Origin of the sequence: Crocinitomix algicola, assembly GCF_001661595.2 — a bacterium.
Taxonomy (GTDB): Bacteria; Bacteroidota; Bacteroidia; order Flavobacteriales_D; family Crocinitomicaceae; genus Crocinitomix; species Crocinitomix algicola.
This window is the reverse complement of record NZ_LYPF02000016.1, coordinates 53,116-70,573: the sequence shown is the minus strand read 5'-3', so window position 1 is coordinate 70,573 and position 17,458 is coordinate 53,116. Positions and strand designations below refer to the sequence as shown.

General features: G+C 38.4%; 7 protein-coding genes. 1 reads left to right on the top strand and 6 read right to left on the bottom strand.

Features of this window, described 5'->3' with window-relative positions; genetic code table 11:
* Nucleotides 1-4: 4 nt before the first annotated feature.
* The 5 genes from A8143_RS10195 to A8143_RS10175 all read right to left on the bottom strand — a co-directional run bounded on the left by A8143_RS10195 (nucleotide 5) and on the right by A8143_RS10175 (nucleotide 14,719).
* Nucleotides 5-2,443 (bottom strand): TonB-dependent receptor, encoded by a 2,439-nt coding sequence (locus tag A8143_RS10195; RefSeq protein ID WP_066758707.1) that lies wholly within the window; start codon nucleotides 2,441-2,443, stop codon nucleotides 5-7.
* A 53-nt stretch (nucleotides 2,444-2,496) separates the two neighbouring features.
* A complete protein-coding gene (locus tag A8143_RS10190; RefSeq protein ID WP_066758705.1) occupies nucleotides 2,497-3,414 on the bottom strand; it encodes a PorP/SprF family type IX secretion system membrane protein in 918 nt (305 codons plus the stop codon).
* 3 nt (nucleotides 3,415-3,417) lie between these two features.
* A complete protein-coding gene (locus A8143_RS16775) occupies nucleotides 3,418-12,426 on the bottom strand; it encodes a T9SS type B sorting domain-containing protein (protein WP_066758704.1) in 9,009 nt (3,002 codons plus the stop codon).
* A gap of 111 nt (nucleotides 12,427-12,537) precedes the next feature.
* A complete protein-coding gene (locus tag A8143_RS10180) occupies nucleotides 12,538-13,482 on the bottom strand; it encodes a PorP/SprF family type IX secretion system membrane protein (protein ID WP_066758703.1) in 945 nt (314 codons plus the stop codon).
* A gap of 1 nt (nucleotide 13,483) precedes the next feature.
* Nucleotides 13,484-14,719, bottom strand: coding sequence for a gliding motility-associated C-terminal domain-containing protein (locus A8143_RS10175; protein ID WP_175437528.1), 1,236 nt, complete (start codon nucleotides 14,717-14,719; stop codon nucleotides 13,484-13,486).
* A gap of 249 nt (nucleotides 14,720-14,968) precedes the next feature.
* On the opposite strand from A8143_RS10175, the gene pepT reads away from it, so the two are divergent.
* Nucleotides 14,969-16,222: a peptidase T gene (pepT, locus tag A8143_RS10170; protein ID WP_066758700.1), complete on the top strand. Its 1,254-nt coding sequence runs from the start codon at nucleotides 14,969-14,971 to the stop codon at nucleotides 16,220-16,222.
* Nucleotides 16,223-16,224: 2 nt separating this feature from the next.
* Here the strand turns inward: pepT and A8143_RS10165 are convergent, their stop codons facing one another.
* Nucleotides 16,225-17,376 (bottom strand): aminotransferase class V-fold PLP-dependent enzyme, encoded by a 1,152-nt coding sequence (locus tag A8143_RS10165; RefSeq protein ID WP_066758698.1) that lies wholly within the window; start codon nucleotides 17,374-17,376, stop codon nucleotides 16,225-16,227.
* Between the last annotated feature and the right edge of the window lie 82 nt (nucleotides 17,377-17,458).

The window sequence follows — 17,458 nt, the reverse complement described above, 5'->3', positions numbered from 1 at the left end:
TGATCTAATTTCGGTGGGAGGAAGGATTGCCAGCTATTTTAAAGTCAATTTTGTAGTAGAAGATAGGTAAACGACCAAGTTGATATCTTTCGGAGGTTAAATTAGCGGTATTTGGTGTATATGTTAATCCTAGTATATTTTGTGTGTTTAGTACGTTCACTAAATCTAGTCCAAATTCGTGTGTTACTCTACTTGCATTTAAAGTGTAATTGGCTTTTAGATCTAATCTAAAATAATCGTTAAAACGGTTTTCATTATATCCTTCGTCTAGATAGATGATTTCTTTCAAAGAATCAGTCATTACCAGGTCAACGTTTCCATACCGCATGCCGCCTGCATACGTTAATTTGACACCAAAAGCAAGGGTGTTTTTATCGGATTTTCCAACGGAATATTCTTTACCTGCTAGAAAATTAAAAATATAGTTTCCATTAAAGTCTGTACTGCGTTCTATACCATCGCTACCGGTATATTTCGAATCATATAAGGTAGCGGTCGTCATAAAGTAAAAACTGTTGTCAAAGAATTTTTGAACGGTTAATTCTAATCCCATATTACGCCCTTTACCATCATTTACCAACGTATCAGGAAAGAATCGAGCAAAACCACTACCTTGGTTAAGTAATGAAAAAGCTGATGGGTTTACTTCAACAGGAATGTTATAGAGGTATTGATAATAAATCTCTGATTTAAATTGCATTGATTTATTCAATTTTAAGTTATAGCCAATAACTGCATGAATACTTCGGGAGAAGTCCATTTTTAAGTTGTGTGGTTCTTCGTTACCATCTAACATATATCCATAAGTGTATAAAGGATGCGTTTGCGAATGTAAACCTATACCTGCCGTTAACGTACTGCTTTCCGTTGTTACATATTTTAATCCAATTCTAGGTTCAATTGGAGAAACAGATTCACTTAAGCTGAAGTACTGACTGTGAATACCTGTGTTTAATGTTAGTCGTTTATTCATTTTAAATTTCCACTGTATAAAAGGTTGAATCAGGAAAGCAGGAGTGCTTGATTTAAAATTCCAGCGGTAATAATAAGGTGCGTTAGAATCGGTAATGTCAGTTCGAATCGAGTCTGTTAGTTCGTAATCGTATACGTCGATATTTAATCCATATTTCAAAATATGTTTAGTAGAGAGTTTTTGATTGAAAGAGAAGTAACCTGCCGTGGTTCCAATATTATAAATATAGCCCATCATATTAAAAGGTTCTGCTTGATATTCCCACTTGTTTTCGTTGTTTAAAGTTCTTAAAATGTATCGATGGTCGGTATATTGTATTTGTTTAGCATATGAGATTGTTGATTTAAGATATAGATTTTTATTGATGGGTTTCTTATAAGTTAAGCCGCCAACAATCATCTTGGACCCAAAATATTGATCTCGGTCTTGTTCGCCAAAAGCGTCTTGTGCAGGTTCAATTTGATCGGATATTAGGATGTCTATAGAGCTTGCTCCTCCCATTCCCCAAAATGAAATTTGTCCGCCTTTTTTTGTGGGAAAATTAAATTTAAAAGCGCCATCTCCATAGACTGGTATTGCATCAGTACCGTAAGGAATTCCTAATTTATCAATGATTGTAAGCGTTGAATATCTTCCCATTACCAGATAACTAGCGCGTGATTTTTTTGATAAAGGGCCTTCAAATAGAACTTCTGTACCTAGAAAACCAAACTGCCCAGTAAATTCGTGGTTTTGATCATTACCATTTCTAAGCCGTAAATCAAAAACACCAGCAGTTGAGTTACCATATTCGGCAGGAAAAGCACTCATAAAAAAGTCCGAATTTCCTAAAAACTTGTTGTTTAAAATGGATACTGGTCCTCCGGTCGAACCGGCTATGGCAAAATGGTTTGGGTTAGGTATAGAAACTCCTTCGATACGATAAATTACTCCTAAAGGTGAGTTTCCTCGAATAACTAAGTCATTTCTCGAATCGTCTGTTCCTGTTGCACCCGCGTAATTGGCCATCATACGAGCAGGATCACCTCTGCTTCCTGCATATCGATTGGTTTCTTCAACAGAGAATGATTGAGCACTAACAGTAGCCATGTCATTAATAACTTCACCTTGGCGCACTCCTTCAACAACAACAGCATCACCGGTTATACTTTGTTCCTCCATCTGAATTGTTAAGAGAAGTTCTCTTCCTGAAGTAACAATAACTGATAATTGCTGAGGGTTATAACCTATGGAATTAATTTCTAAAATGTGCTTTCCTACCGGGACATCAGATATTGTAAATTTTCCATTCACATCACATACAGCTCCCACTATACGGTCGGTAATACTTGATACTTTTATTTTTGATCCAACAAGAGGGAATTTTGTTTCAGAATCAACAACCGTTCCTCGAATGTTTTGAGTTGGTTCTTGATTTATGCCTATTGTTAATAAAAGAAAAAATTGAAAAAAAAATAGATAAAATTTCATTGGTTGAGGATTTTATGTCCTGTAGTGAATTTAATGATATTTACTAAAATTTACTACTCGATTTTTCTTTTTCCTTTGCCAAATGAAATTCCTAGCATCAACTCATGTGTGCCAGAATTATAATTTTTTAAATCAGTAGTAGTAACATCAAATCCATACCCAATGGTTAGCATATCGTTATATTTAAAACCTGCCATATAAGTGATAGCATCTCGAAGCCTTACACCGGCACCCGCCCAGAACATATTGTTATAAGTAATTCGTAAATTCAGGTCAAGTTTAAAGGGTGCAGGTGGTCCTAACTTTAACAGCGTACTCGGTTGAATCTCCCATTTTTCACCAAGATGGAAGTCATACCCCGCGAGAAAATAGTAATGGTCTTCTAAAAAGCTTTCTGATCCTACTTGTGTTTCTAAAAAAGATAATCTATCGTGAAAAATTTGTTCGATTGATGCGCCAACAAACCAATCATCGTGATAAAGATATAAACCGAACTTACCGTCAGGATCAAACGATTTTAATAATCCGTTAGAAAAGTAGAAATCATCGTTATGATAAGGTGTTATTTTGTCTGCGTCTAAAATCCATTGATTAAACCCTAAGGATAATCCAAAGGACAATTGAATGGTTTGAGTTAAGCGTAAATGGTACGAAAAGGATGTTTGAAAACCAAGTCTTCTTGTTGGTCCCACAACATCGGTATAAACGTATCCACCTAGAGCAAGATTGTCTTTTTTAAGTGGTCCGTTAGCAGCGAGAGTAAAAGTGCGTGGAGCGTCAGTTATTCCTACCCATTGATAACGGTTATTGGTTACTGCTTCCCAATTATCTTGAACACCAGCATAAGCCGGATTATAAGCATACTGGTTAAACATGTATTGCGTAAATTGCGGCAATTGTTGTGCTTGTCCGTTTGCCGAAATTAACAAAAGTAAACCGAGGGTAATATTTTTAATCATTTCCTTGTTCATCTTTTACCACATTATAGTTAAAGGACCAGTCATTGGATCTGGAAAATCTTCGTGATCAACTTCAATTACATAGTAATATGTACCCGCTGGTAATCTTTTTCCTTCAATTGTTGTACCTGCCCAATCATCTTGGTAGTTTTCGTCACTTTCAAAAAGCAGATCTCCCCATCGGTTATAAACATTTATTTTAACGGGAACGCCAGGATATTGTTCCAAAAACTCTAAAATCCACGTATCATTCTTACCATCCGAGCCTGGTGTAATGCCATCAGGTATAACGATATCCGGCAATACTTCAACGAATACTGAATCTAGATTAGAACATCCATTAGTGTCAGTAGCAACTACGTAATACCACAGTGAACTATCCGGTTCAATGACCATAGGATTTGTAAGAAGAGGATCATTTAAATAGATATCAATTGGAGTCCATTCAATTGTGTATTCACTTCCAGCTGTTGGGTCTCCACCGATTTCTTTTTCTTGATTAGAATACATCTCTATGTCTTCCCCTGCATCAACAATTATCTGATCTGCTGTAACTACGGCTACGGTATCAAATCCTATACACCCTTCATATTCAACTGTTAGCACATAATACTCTGTTCCAGGAGCATTGTTCTCTATGACAAGTGTACTTGAATCTGATAGTTCGGTACCCAATAGATTATACCAAGAGTAAGTAGGGTCATCAGCTATATTAGATGTACCAACAAGAATTAAATCTGCTTGATAACAAATGATAGTATCTAATCCGGCGTCCGCAACAATTGATATAAGCGTATCAACGGTTAGGGTGTCGAAATAGGTACATCCGTTTTCGTCTGTAATTTCAAGATAATAATCCATAGGCATTAAATCACTTGGATCTTCATCATAAAGTGTATCAGTGAGTGTTTCAGAAACCCATTGAACATCATATGCTCCTGTTCCACCACTTATAGTTATATAGATATTACCGTCATTCGCATCTTGACAAGTTGCGGGAAGTATACTATCAACAACGATTGTTATTGGCGAAGGCTCTATTAGTGTTTCAGTTTTAGTAGCAATACATCCATTAGCATCTTCTACTGTAACTGTATAAACACCGGCACATAGATCAGTTGCCTCAAAGTCGGTTTGATTTAATGGATCATCCCATGATATTGTGTATGGGAATGTACCTCCGATAGGATTAACGATTAGTAAACCATCGCATGCATCCGCACAAAGTGGGTGATTAGCAAATAATGGATTGATTAAAATCGAATCTGGAGAAGTGATTGTACTAGTGCTATATGAAACGCATCCAGCTGCATCTGAAATTTCTAATAAATAATCACCTGAACATAAATTTTCGATGAGCGGGGTTGTAATTCCTGTTGTAGTTCCATCTTCATTGAACCATTCGTAATTGAAAGTTGGTGTACCGCCTACTATAGATAGTGTGTCAATTGTTCCATCACAAGCACCATAGCATGTCTCATCGGTCGTAATTAATTCAGCAAATGGTGCTGTAAGATTACTTAAGCCATAGGTGAACTCGGAGGTACAGCCGTTGTCATCGGTAATTGTGAGAATATAGATTCCTGCGCCAACTCCTTCAAGATTGGCATCTGGGTCCCCAGTGTTCCAACTATAGGTATGAGGTAGTGTCCCTCCTTCAGAAATAACAGTTATGGATCCATCAGTTGCTCCACAATTTGGATTAACTACGGATGCTTCAGCTGAAATAGGATTAGGGCTGTTGAGTTCAATCTCAACGGTGTTTGTACAACCAGTTGCATCAGTTATCTCAACAAAATAAACACCTTCACATAAATTATCTATAAAATCAGATGTTGAACCGTCATGGAGCCATTCATAAGTATATGGAGGTGTTCCTCCGCTCGCGTTCACCGAAATTGTGCCATCACATGCGTCACTACAAGTTATGGCTGTTACTATTGGATCCGCAGTAAGTCCTTCGCTATTGTTAATTGTAAATGTTTCAGATTTTGTACATCCGTTTTCATCAGTAACGAGTACTTCATAAACGCCTGAGCATAAATCGGAGATTGTTAAATCCGTAGATCCCGTATTCCATAGTACGTTCAATACTCCTGTTCCGCCTGTTGGGTTTATCGTTATTGACCCATTACAAAGACCACATTCCGTAGAAGTTATGTCGGCAGTAACAATTATCTCAGAAGGATTGAATAAAGTAGTATCAGCAAAACTCTTACACCCTACATCGTCAGTAACTTCCAGAGTATATTCACCAGCACATAGGCCCGTTGGGTCTTCAGCAATTATTCCATCAGGATTCCAACTATAAACAAAAGGAGGGTTTACACCTGTAGCGGTGATTTCAATGCTACCGTTGCACGCTTCAAAACAAGTTGGGTTTGTAACAGCATCAAACACGATTTCTGGTCCATCTGAATCACTGATAGTTGCTGTGAAAGTTTCTTGACAACCATTGTCGTCTGTAACTGTAACAAAATATACTCCAGCGAACACATCTATCAAATGAAGGTCTGTTTCTCCGGCAATTGGTGACATAGCATCGTCAAACCACTGGTAAGTAAAAGGAGGATTTCCACCAGAAGCAAAAACACTTGCGCTACCATCTGCTACATTACAAGTGGCTTCATTTGTAAATACAGTAGCGTTTATTTCATCATAACTGTCGATGACAACAGGGTGTGGTCCTGAAGTACATCCATTCGCATCGGTCACTTCAACAGTGTAGTTCCCTTCGCATAAATCTATTACACTTGGGGCTGTACCACCTACAATTGGATCACCAAATATAGTTAACCATTCATAAGAATAAGGCGGTGTTCCTCCAGAAACAACGATATCTGCTGTTCCATCACAAAATCCTTCACATGTTGCGTCTGTAGAAGAAATTGTGAATGATAATTCGGTTGGTTCTAATATTTCAATTGTAGCGGTTGTCATGTTACAACCGTTATTGTCTGTAATTACGGCGTAATACGATCCTGGGCATAAGCCCGTTGCTGTTGGTCCTGAAGGCCCGATTAATGTTCCAGTAATCGCATCGTACCAATTTATACTATATGGAGCTACACCACCTGTAATTGAGGTTGTAATCGTTCCATCACATTCTCCAAAACACGAGACATCAGTTTTTGTTAATGTAGCATTTATTTCAATTGGCTCACTAATTGTTACATCGTCAGGTAAAGTGCTTGTACAACCATTAGCGTCAGTGACGATAACGTTATAGTTACCCGGACAAATTCCTGCTAATAAAGGAGATGTTTCTCCTGGCATAATAGCGCCGCCATTGAACCATTGAAAGGTAAACCCACCAGCACCACCACTAGCGTTTGCTAATATTGATCCATCACATTCTCCATGACAGGATGTGTTATTTGGGTCTACATCAATTATTATTGGTGCAGGTTCGATTAATTCAAATTCGAAAGTTTCACTACAACCGTCTCCATCAGTAATGGTTAATTCCCATATTCCAGGACCAAGGTCAAGTGCTTCATTCGTACCATCTCCATTTGGTGGAACTGGAGACCAACCATAGGTGTATCCACCACCTGATCCTCCAGATGCGCTTACTGTAATTGTCCCATCACCGCTTCCGTTACAGGTGATTGGTGTGATGATTTCATTTGCGAAAATTTCTGGTTTAGAATTAATGATTACAGATTCAACTGTAGTACATCCTGAACCATTTATTACTTCGACAAAATATTCACCTTCGCATAATCCAGTAATTGAACTAGAGGTAATTCCGGTTGAAAGACCAGTTAATGCATCATACCATTCTTGGGTACAAGTAGGGTCACTACAAACATATATGGCTTCGGCGGTACCATCACAGGCTCCAAAACAAGACTCGTCGGTAGACACAACAGTGACATCTTCTCCAGGAACGTCTGTAATACCAAAAGTTTCAACAAGTTCACATCCGTTTGCATCAGTAATGGTGACAGATACAACTCCAGGACATAATCCTGTAGCATTATTGGTGCCTTCTCCAGCAAGAGGGTCAGGTGTCCAATCATAATCGTAGCCAGGTGTTCCTCCACTTACATTTACAGTAGCACTTCCATTACATTCACCACATGTGGTATTATTAGAAAAGCTGGATAAAGTTGTAATTTCTGTAGCTTCGTTGATGGTGAAAGTAGTATCTATATTACACCCTAAAGCGTCTGTTATTGACAGGGTAATAGGTCCTGAGCATAAATCAATAGCGTGATCTCCTGTTTGACCGTCTGACCAGTTAAGTGTGTACGGTGGCATTCCACCAATTGGATTAACGGTAATTTCTCCGGTACATTCTCCAAAACAATCCACATGAGTAATGTCAGTCATGTTAGCAAATAGTGGGTCGTTATCAACAATATTAAAACTGATAGTTGTATCACAAACGCCGGCATCGGAAATGGTTACAGACCAAGTGCCTTCACATAAAAAGTTTGCCGTTGGTGTAGTTTGAGAAAGTGGATCGTCCCATAAATAAGTATATGGAGGGTTATTGCCGTCCAGTACGACTACAGTTGCTGTACCGTCACAATCTCCTGCGCATGTAATATCTGTTTGACTGATCATTACATCCCATGGAGATGATGGAGCAGTCATATCAATTGGGCCAAATAACGATGAACAACCGTTTAAATCTGTAATTTCTAAATTGTAAAATCCTTGACAAACATTTTCTAGGCTATCATCTGTTTGTCCGAGAATAGGGTCACCAAATTCGTCTAACCATTGGTAAAAATAGGTGCCAGATCCACCAGATGGTTCCGCCCAAATTAAGCCATCGCAATCTCCATAACAAGAAATGTTTTCAATATTTATGATAGCAGTTATATCACTAGCGTCAGCAACGGGAATGCAAGTGCTTGTAACATTACAACCGTTGTCATCGGTAATTACGCATTCATAAGATCCTGGCGGAAGACCTGTAGCTAGTGGACCTGTTTGACCAATTGGCAGACCTGTTGCACAGTCAAACCATTCATATGTATATGGAGGGGTACCTCCGTCGGCAATCACAGTTGCAGTTCCATCATCATCACCTACACATGTTACGTCAGTAGATGTTTCGCTTATTAACACTACAGGATCCGGTTCATCAACAATCGTTGTGAATGTCACTGTACATCCCCAATCATCTGTAACATCAACTTGCCATGGTCCGGGACATAAACCACTTGCATTCGGTGTTCCTTCCCCACTTCCAGGGAACGGAATACCCCAATCATAGGTGTAAGGTCCAACTCCTCCAGTTACGGTTATACTTGCTGAACCATCGCAGGCACCATTACAGCTAGCGTCAGTTGTCGTAATTGGTCCAAGAATTTCATCAGGTTCGATTATTGTAATTACCTCAGATGTAGTACATCCCGAAGCATTTGTTAACACTGCTAAGTATTCTCCAGCACAAAGCCCTGTCGCTGGAGTTCCAAAAATACCTGTTGTTAATCCTGTAGCGTTGTCGAACCATTCAAGTGTATATGGGCCGTCAAGATCAGCCCAGGTAGCACTAGCTTCACCATCGCACCCACCATGGCATGTTACGTTTACGGAATCTAAATCGAGCACTTCTAGCACTATATCATCTATACTTATTACACTTGATTCTTCACAACCATTGGCGTCAATTATATTAACAGTGTATGTGCCAGCGCATAACCCCGTTACACTTGTTGTTCCGTCTCCAGTAAGTGGGTCAGGAGTCCAGTCTATTATGAATCCGCCAGCTCCTCCTGAAACACTAATTTCAGCGGTTCCATCACACATCGCGCAAACTGCATCGGTCGTTGAAATTATATCAATATTTATCTCGGGATCTTCAGTAATTGTGATATCGATAGATTGCGTAATACAACCGTTGTCATCTGTTACGATAGCGTAGTAATCCCCTGGACATAATCCAAATATAGAGTCGTTATCTACACCTAAAGGTAAATCTGTTGCCGCATTATACCATTCATATGAATAGGGTGGTGTTCCACCAATAACTTCAACCGAAGCTGCTCCTGTGCAATCGCCAAAACAAGAAGCATCTACGCCATCGGCATTTACAATTAGTTCATCAGGTTCTATTATTATAATTTCGACTATAGTGTCGCATCCGTTATCATCGGTTATTGTTGCGTTATAGGTCCCAGCACAAAGTCCGATAGCAGTAAAAGAGGTCTGGGCTAAAGGATCATCCCAAAGAATTGAATAATCTGGAGTGCCCCCACCCAATACAGTGACTGTTGCGGTTGCATCACAATCGCCAAAACAGTTTAAGTCAGTTTGGCTCGTCGATAAATCGAACGGTGCGGGTTCATTAATTGTTATTGTTTCCGTCTCCACACATCCATTGTCATCAGTTACCGTTACAGTGTAAGTATCAGCACATAAATCACTTGCCACTAGCGAAGTTTGCGCTAAAGGATCATCCCATAGAATTGAGTAAGTTGGTGTTCCGCCAGTAATTTCAATTTCAGCAGAACCATTACATTCTCCGTTACAACTCGCGTGAGATATAACGCTTCCGTCTACTATTAATTCAGAAGGACTTGTAATAGTGAAAGTTAGAGTAGTGTCACAGAATTCGGAATCGGAAATTGTTACACTCCATGTTCCTTCAGTTAAACCACCTACGTTCGGAGATCCATCACCAATTGGAGGCGTTGGTGACCAAGTGTAAGTGTATCCTGCACCACTTCCACCACTATTAACAATAATGTCAATTGCACCATCTGTATCTCCAAAACATGCTAAATCTGTAACGGTACTTGAAATGTCATACTCATCGGGTAAAGTAAGTGTAAATGAAGCGACATTATCGCATCCGTTATCATCGGTTACAGTAACTGTGTAAGTATCTGCACACATATCGGATGGAGTTGGAGTGCCGTCACCTGCGCCTGGAGTTGGGGACCATGTATAGGAATACCCCGGTGTACCTCCACTAGCTGTTACTATAGCACTACCATCGCATAAATCATAACATGAAGGGTTTGTACTCGCTATATCTATAATTATTTCTGTTGGTTCCGTCACTTCAACAATAGATGGGGAAGACACACAGCCGTTATCATCGGTAATTACAATTTGGTATTCTCCTGGACACAATCCGCTAATAGAATCTGTTGCCCCAATACCTACTCCTCCAGGGACAGTGGTCCAGCTGTAGGTATAATCTGGTGTTCCACCCGTGACGTCAACAGCGGCAGAACCATCACAAACTCCAAAACATGAAGTTTCATAAACGCTAGGGTCAAGAATAATAGGGTCAGGTTCACCTATGGTAAAAGTCGAGCTATTAATGATACAACCTAAGTCATCTGTAATAACAACATAATAATCGCCTGGGCATAATCCGGTCGCTGTTGGATCTGTAATACCTGTAGTTAAACCAGTAGCATCGTCAAACCATTCGTATGAATAGGGAGCGAATCCACCAACGGGATTTGCAGTAGCTTGACCATCACATGAGCCAAAGCAACTGACGTCAGTAATATCTGATATTGAAACCGTTAAAACAGGAGGGTCAATCACATTAATGATAGTGTCATATGCACAGCCATCAATATCGGTAATTTCAACATTAATTGCGCCTGCACAAAATCCGTCACCAGGGTTTGTACCTGGACCACTAGCAGGATCAGGCGACCATACAATGGTATAAGGACCACCGTTTCCACCAGTTGGGTTTAATTCAATAATGGCATCGCAATCACCGTTACAAGTTGGTGGTGTAATTGTTGGACTCGTAATGAGTTCAGGTGGAGCCATAATTTCAACTACATCTGTAATCATACAGCCGTTAGCGTCTGTAATTTCAACTGTGTTGTCTCCAATACATAGTGCTGTTGGATTAGGTCCGGTTTCACCACTGGTTGGCCAGAAAATAGATAATGGTGCTGTTCCACCAGTTGGGAATGTAAATGCTTGACCATCACAAACTCCGGGGCAAGAGGCGTGGATTGTTGCTGGAGGATCGAAAGATAATACAGGAGGTTCTGTTAAATCATCACTTATTGTGCATCTGAAATATACCCCAGGTGCGACTTGGTTGGATGAATCCTGCACTGTTACTGAATGCGATCCAACACATAAATCGGAAAAGACATTTGATGGTCCGAATGGGTTTGGTGCTGGTCCGTATCGATATGAAAAAGGTCCAGGTGTTCCGGTAGCGTTGACTGTTATTTCACCATCGCAGGAATCAAAACAAGAAATATCTTCACCGTTATAATCTGAAGTAATTAACAATTCTAATTCTAAACTTGATCCAACACAGGAAACAATTGCGTCTCGTTCGTCATCACCATCTCTTGTAAAATGCTCAATATCACCAAGACTTGTATAAGCAGATAAAACCATGTAGGTAGCGGTTCCACCGATATTAATCGCCTCTGGAATGTCGAATTTTTCATAAGTTAAGACATGAGAACCTGTGAAATCTAATTCAACAGGAGAATTATTTGCTAAAATATCTTTTGCATGAACGGAGAATCCTTTAGAATAGATTTTACCTGAATTGAATTTTATTACGTGTTGTTCACTTGTTTTTAAATGATTTTTTAATTCCCAAGTACCACTTTTAAAAACTAAATCTGTATAAAACTCATTATTAAAAGTTTCAATATAGTTTGTTCCACTAGTTGTATTGTCAAAAATCAATTCTCCGCCCAAGATAATACCGAAGGGTGAGTCTATAACGAGACTTCCTTTAATAGTAACGTCGACACTTCCTCCATGTATTGAAGCGAATTGAGGTGTATTAATTGTAAGGTTTCCAACGATAATATTCGCACTGATTTCGATGATTGAAAATTCTGATAATCCAGAGTTTTCATCAATAAAAACACGGTCGATTTCACCGGGGATAGAACCTACAGGACTACCGCCAGATGTGTTTGACCAATGGCCTGAATCATTCCAATTTCCAGCACCATTAATCCAATAATAATCTCCTGCAAAAGCAGATAACTGACCTATTATCAGTAAAAATAAAACGAGTATTAAGCGTTTCTTGGGCTTCGCGTTTGTCATAGTCGGTTATTTTTCAATTTCAATTGACCACGATTGGTAATTAATTGAAATTGTATGCCTTAAATATCGCACCCTAGGTTAAACGTGATTAAGGCACAAAAGGTTGTTTTTTTATTCAAATGTAGCGCATGAGGTTGTGCTCGAATTCCCGTAGTTAGAACAAGAATTAAAACCAGCAGTAATTTCATGAGTTTGCCACATGTCTCGGTTTAGTTTTGATATTACATAGTCAAAGGAATATCCTATTGACAAAAAATTAAATAATTTAAATCTGATTTGAGCGGTAATTGCGTCGGTGCGTCTTATCCCTGCACCAATTGAAAATTTATTGTCTAAGTTAAAAAGAGCGCTGAGGTGAAAATCAAGCGGTGTGTTTTTAGTTTTAAGTACAAAGAAGGAAGGAACAAAAGTCCAGCTTTTTTCCAGTTTAAATTGTTTTCCCGCTGTTAAATAGAAATGTCTTTCGAATCTTGAATCTGTTGAGATTTGATCGAGTTGGTTTCCTAATAGATTAAATATTGAAAAACCAAAATAGTGTTTTTTATGCGCTAACCATGTCCCAAATCGAAGGTCGGGGAAAATAGTGAAGGATTGAACCGTATTTGGAAGAACTGGGTCATCGAATTCTGTTGTCAATTCACTTGCTCGAAACGCTGCTTGTTTAACACCTAATGAGGTTCCAAACGAAAGTGTCCAGTCTTTGTTTAATGGGAGGTGTAGCGCGTATGACAAGTGAGCTTGTAGAAATGAAAATGATCCGAAGCGATCTCGGTTTATTGCTAAACCAATTCCATTTTTTGGGCCGAATAAATTGCGTTTTCGTTTATTAAAAACCAAAGGGCCATGTGCGTTTATGAACCCAGTTTCCGGAGCACCATCAATACCCAACCATTGAAATCTATAACCTGATCGTATATCAATACACTTTTTAGTGCCAGCAACTGCAGGGTTAAAGTTGAACTGATTAAATTGATATTGCGTTAAATGCTCGTTTTGTTGTGCAATACTAAGAGCAGTAAGGGTAAAACTGGATATGGCAATTAAAATATTTTTCACTTTATCTTAATAAATTTACATATCCTTTATACTCCGTTTTTTCCGTATCATTTAGTCGGATGACATAGTAATAGACCGAAGTAGGTAAGTCTTTGCCTTTAAAAGTTCCATCCCACCATTGATCTTCGGAAGTGTAGTTAACAGCATTAAAAACAAGTTGTCCGGAGCGGTCGTAAATGTAGACTTCCATATTTGGGAAGCGCTCACTGTTCACAATGTGCCATTTATCATTGATATTATCACCGTTTGGAGTAAATGCAGAATAAATAGTGATAATATCTCCAACATAGATTGTCACACTATCCGTCGCAAAACAACCTTCATTTTCCATGGTTAGAAAATATGTGGTAGTATTAGTTGGGTTAGCGATTGGAGATAAAGTCGTTGTTGTGGTTAATGTCGTTCCTGGTGTCCAAGTTGGAGATCCTATACCTGACCCATCCAAACTTACTTGTTCACCTTGATCGATAACTTGATCTTCACCGGCTTCCGCAGATACTGGTGTGATAATTAGGTCTAAGGAATTTGAAGTGTCTGTTAGTGGACAAACTAATCCACAAGTAATAACAAGCTCTAAAGTTCCGTTTTCATCCAATTCAGCGGTTGAAAATGTGTTTTCATTTTCCGAAAATACTGTCGTTCCGTTGTAGATCCATTCATAATTCGTCGGTTCATCACAATTTAAAATGTTCAGATTTAACGGCTCTTCTTGACCTTGACAAATTGTAGCGTTAGCGACATTAATTGAGGCATTTGGTGCTGTTTTTTCTACGCCAGTTCCTGAAATACTAATGTCAAACTCACATTCAGAAGGATTGATTGCACCATCACTTGTTCCACTTACCTGGATATAGTAGGTGGTGTTTGGAGCTAAGACAATTAGCTCTGATATACTGAAATCTATGCCAGAATCACCACAATCCGACATCGGGGTATACGGTCCAAGACATGGTCCGGATGCCTCGAAAAAATTTGCTTGAAGTGATTGTCCGAAAGTTGGATCTGGATTAAATATTAAATTATCAAATGAGACGGTAACGCCTCCACCTACATCATTGGTTGTGAATTTATACCAAATTGTGTTTTCAGGAGTATAACAAATATCGTTATCAGATGGCACTGTCGTTGCTCCTGCAGTATTACCATTGATTGTTTCGTCTGGACAAAGTTGAATAGCATTTGAGCAGTCATCGTTCATGGGCTGTGAAAACCCTATTGAACACCAAAAAAGACTCATGATTTTAACTTGTCGCACCACGCTCATAAATACATTGTCAATTGAAGATTGTAAATATAATTAATTTATTCACCGCAGTGGTCTATATCCTTATTTTTAGCGGTATAATGACTTAAATTTTCGATAAACGTACTTATTCGGTTGTTAAGTTTTGTTTCGTAATCGTTTAGTTGTTGATTTTTAAGGGTTTAAAAATTTCCGTTTTTTCGGATGGAAAATACCTTAAATTAGTGGCAAAATTGAATTGTTATGAATATAGAAAAATACGATTTTACGGTTGCAAAACGTTTTATGGAATATGTGAAGATTGATACTGAAGCGGATCCAAATTCAACAAGCTTTCCTTCTACAATGAAGCAAAAAGATTTAGCAAATTTGCTTGTAAAAGAATTGTTAGAATTGGGAGTGAATGATGCTGAGATGGATGAATGGGGGTATGTCTATGCAACTATACCTGCTTCTGATGGCTGTGATGACGTTCCTGTGATTTGTTTTTGTGCACATATGGATACAGCTCCGGACTGCAGTGGTAAAAATGTAAAACCAATTCTTCATAAAAAATATACAGGTGATCCAATTGTGCTTCCAGATGATGCTTCTCAAGTGATTACAATTGAACGTCACCCTTATTTAAAAGAAAAAATCGGAGATGATATTATAACAGCGAGTGGATTAACACTTCTTGGAGCGGATGATAAAGCTGGTGTAGCTTGTATAATGGATTTTGCTAGGTTTATGATGGGGAATCCAGGATTTAAGCATGGTAAAATTCGAATTTTGTTCACTCCTGACGAAGAAGTGGGTCGAGGTGTCGATCATGTGGATATGAATAAATTGGGTGCTGATTACGGTTATACACTTGATGGTGGTGTCCTAGGTTCAATTGAAGATGAAAGCTTTTCTGCAGATGCAGTAGAAATAAAAATTCATGGTGTAAGCGCTCATCCCGGTTATGCAAAAAATAAAATGATTAATTCCTTAAAAGTTGCTGCTGAGTTTATCGAACAGCTGCCAAAAAATTCATGGTCTCCTGAAACAACTTCGGGAAGAGAAGGCTTTGTACACCCAACTTCTGTTACAGGAATTATGGAAAGCACGACGGTAAAATTCATAATTCGCGATCATATCACGGATAAACTTAAAGAGTATGAGGATCGTTTGGAAGAAATATTAAATGGTGTCGTAGCAAATTATGAAGGAGTTGTTGCAGAATTTAAAGTTACTGAACAATATAGAAATATGAAGGAAGTAATTAAGGATGTTCCATTTGTTACGGATTACGCTATTGAGGCTATGGAACGAGCAAATGTAAAACCTCGTCCAGTAATTATAAGAGGGGGGACCGATGGTTCAAGACTTTCTTTTATGGGTATGCCTTGTCCAAATTTGTTCACGGGAGAAATGGGAATCCATTCTAAGCATGAATACGTGAGTGTTCAGGATATGCAAAAAGCCATTACAACAATGGCCCATATTTCTGCAATCTGGACTGAGAATAATTAAAGCTATAATAGGGTGGTTGATGTCTTGATTTTTCGAATGGCATCAACCAATTTTTCTATATCGTTCGCAGTATTATAAGGTTGGAAAGAAAGACGTAAATACACTTTGTCGGAATGCTCCATTATCGGTATTTCAATGTTTTCCTTATGATAGAGATATTCTTTTAATTTAATTGGTTGTGTTGTTTTTATAGGAATACTACACATCTGACCTAAAAAGTCATCGAAATTTGTGGTGAGTAAATTACTCTCTAATTCTTTGGCCACAATTGGCGCTAAATTTAATAGGGTGTTTCGACTTTGTTTTGTTTCTTCTTTCCAATTGTTTTGATTGAAAAATTCAATACAGTCTGGAATAGTTAAGTAGGAAGAGAAATCTGTTGTACCCTGCATTTGATGGTAGTCCTGGAATTGCGAGGCAGTTGGATTGTCTGAGTTATAGCCCCACGAAATGACCAGAGGATCAATTGATTTTTGAAAATCTTTTTTGACAAATAGAAATGAAGTCCCTTTTGGCGCAAGCATCCATTTATGACAAGCACCAGTGTATATAGTTGGATCAAGCGCTTCGATGTTTAAAGGAATATGTCCAGGAACGTGTGCGCCATCAATAATACTCAGTATTCCTAGTTCATTTGACTTTTTACAAATTTCTTCAATTGGAAATATAAGTCCGGTCGAACTGGTGATGTGAGATAAAAATACAATTTTGGTGTTTTTTGTCAGGCCTTGAAAAAAAGCATCTAAAAATCTATCTTTCGAATCGACAGGAAGGTTTATTTTTTGCTTTTTATACACAGCTCCTGTTTTCTTGGCGTAATAATTCCATGTTCTATCCATGGCACCATATTCTTGATCTGTCGTTAAAATTTCATCTCCTGGGTTTAAGTTTAAGCTCCGGATAACTGTATTAAGTGCATAAGAGGGGTTGGGAGTAAATACTAAGTCAATTGGATCACATTTTATAAAATCTGCTAGTACCTTTTTAGATTTATTCATCGCTTCTTGACCTTTGTTTACAATAAAATGAACCGGATCCATTTCAAGTTGTTGTTGCCAGTTTTGATACGATTCAAATATTGGTTTTGGACAAGCTCCAAATGAGCCATGATTTAAGTACGTGATTTTGGGGTTTAATAAAAAATATGATTTCATGGAAATTAATCTTTTTGGAATACTTAACTTTCTAGAACATTTTATGCTTTGATGAGTTAATCATTAAAACTCGTCAACAAAA

Excerpts from the sequence above, each read along its gene's own strand:
- A8143_RS10165 (WP_066758698.1), bottom strand. The coding sequence starts at position 17,376 with ATGAAATCATATTTTTTATTAAACCCCAAAATCACGTACTTAAATCAT.
- pepT (WP_066758700.1), top strand. The coding sequence starts at position 14,969 with ATGAATATAGAAAAATACGATTTTACGGTTGCAAAACGTTTTATGGAA.
- A8143_RS16775 (WP_066758704.1), bottom strand. The coding sequence starts at position 12,426 with ATGACAAACGCGAAGCCCAAGAAACGCTTAATACTCGTTTTATTTTTA.
- A8143_RS10190 (WP_066758705.1), bottom strand. The coding sequence starts at position 3,414 with ATGAACAAGGAAATGATTAAAAATATTACCCTCGGTTTACTTTTGTTA.
- A8143_RS10175 (WP_175437528.1), bottom strand. The coding sequence starts at position 14,719 with ATGAGTCTTTTTTGGTGTTCAATAGGGTTTTCACAGCCCATGAACGAT.
- A8143_RS10195 (WP_066758707.1), bottom strand. The coding sequence starts at position 2,443 with ATGAAATTTTATCTATTTTTTTTTCAATTTTTTCTTTTATTAACAATA.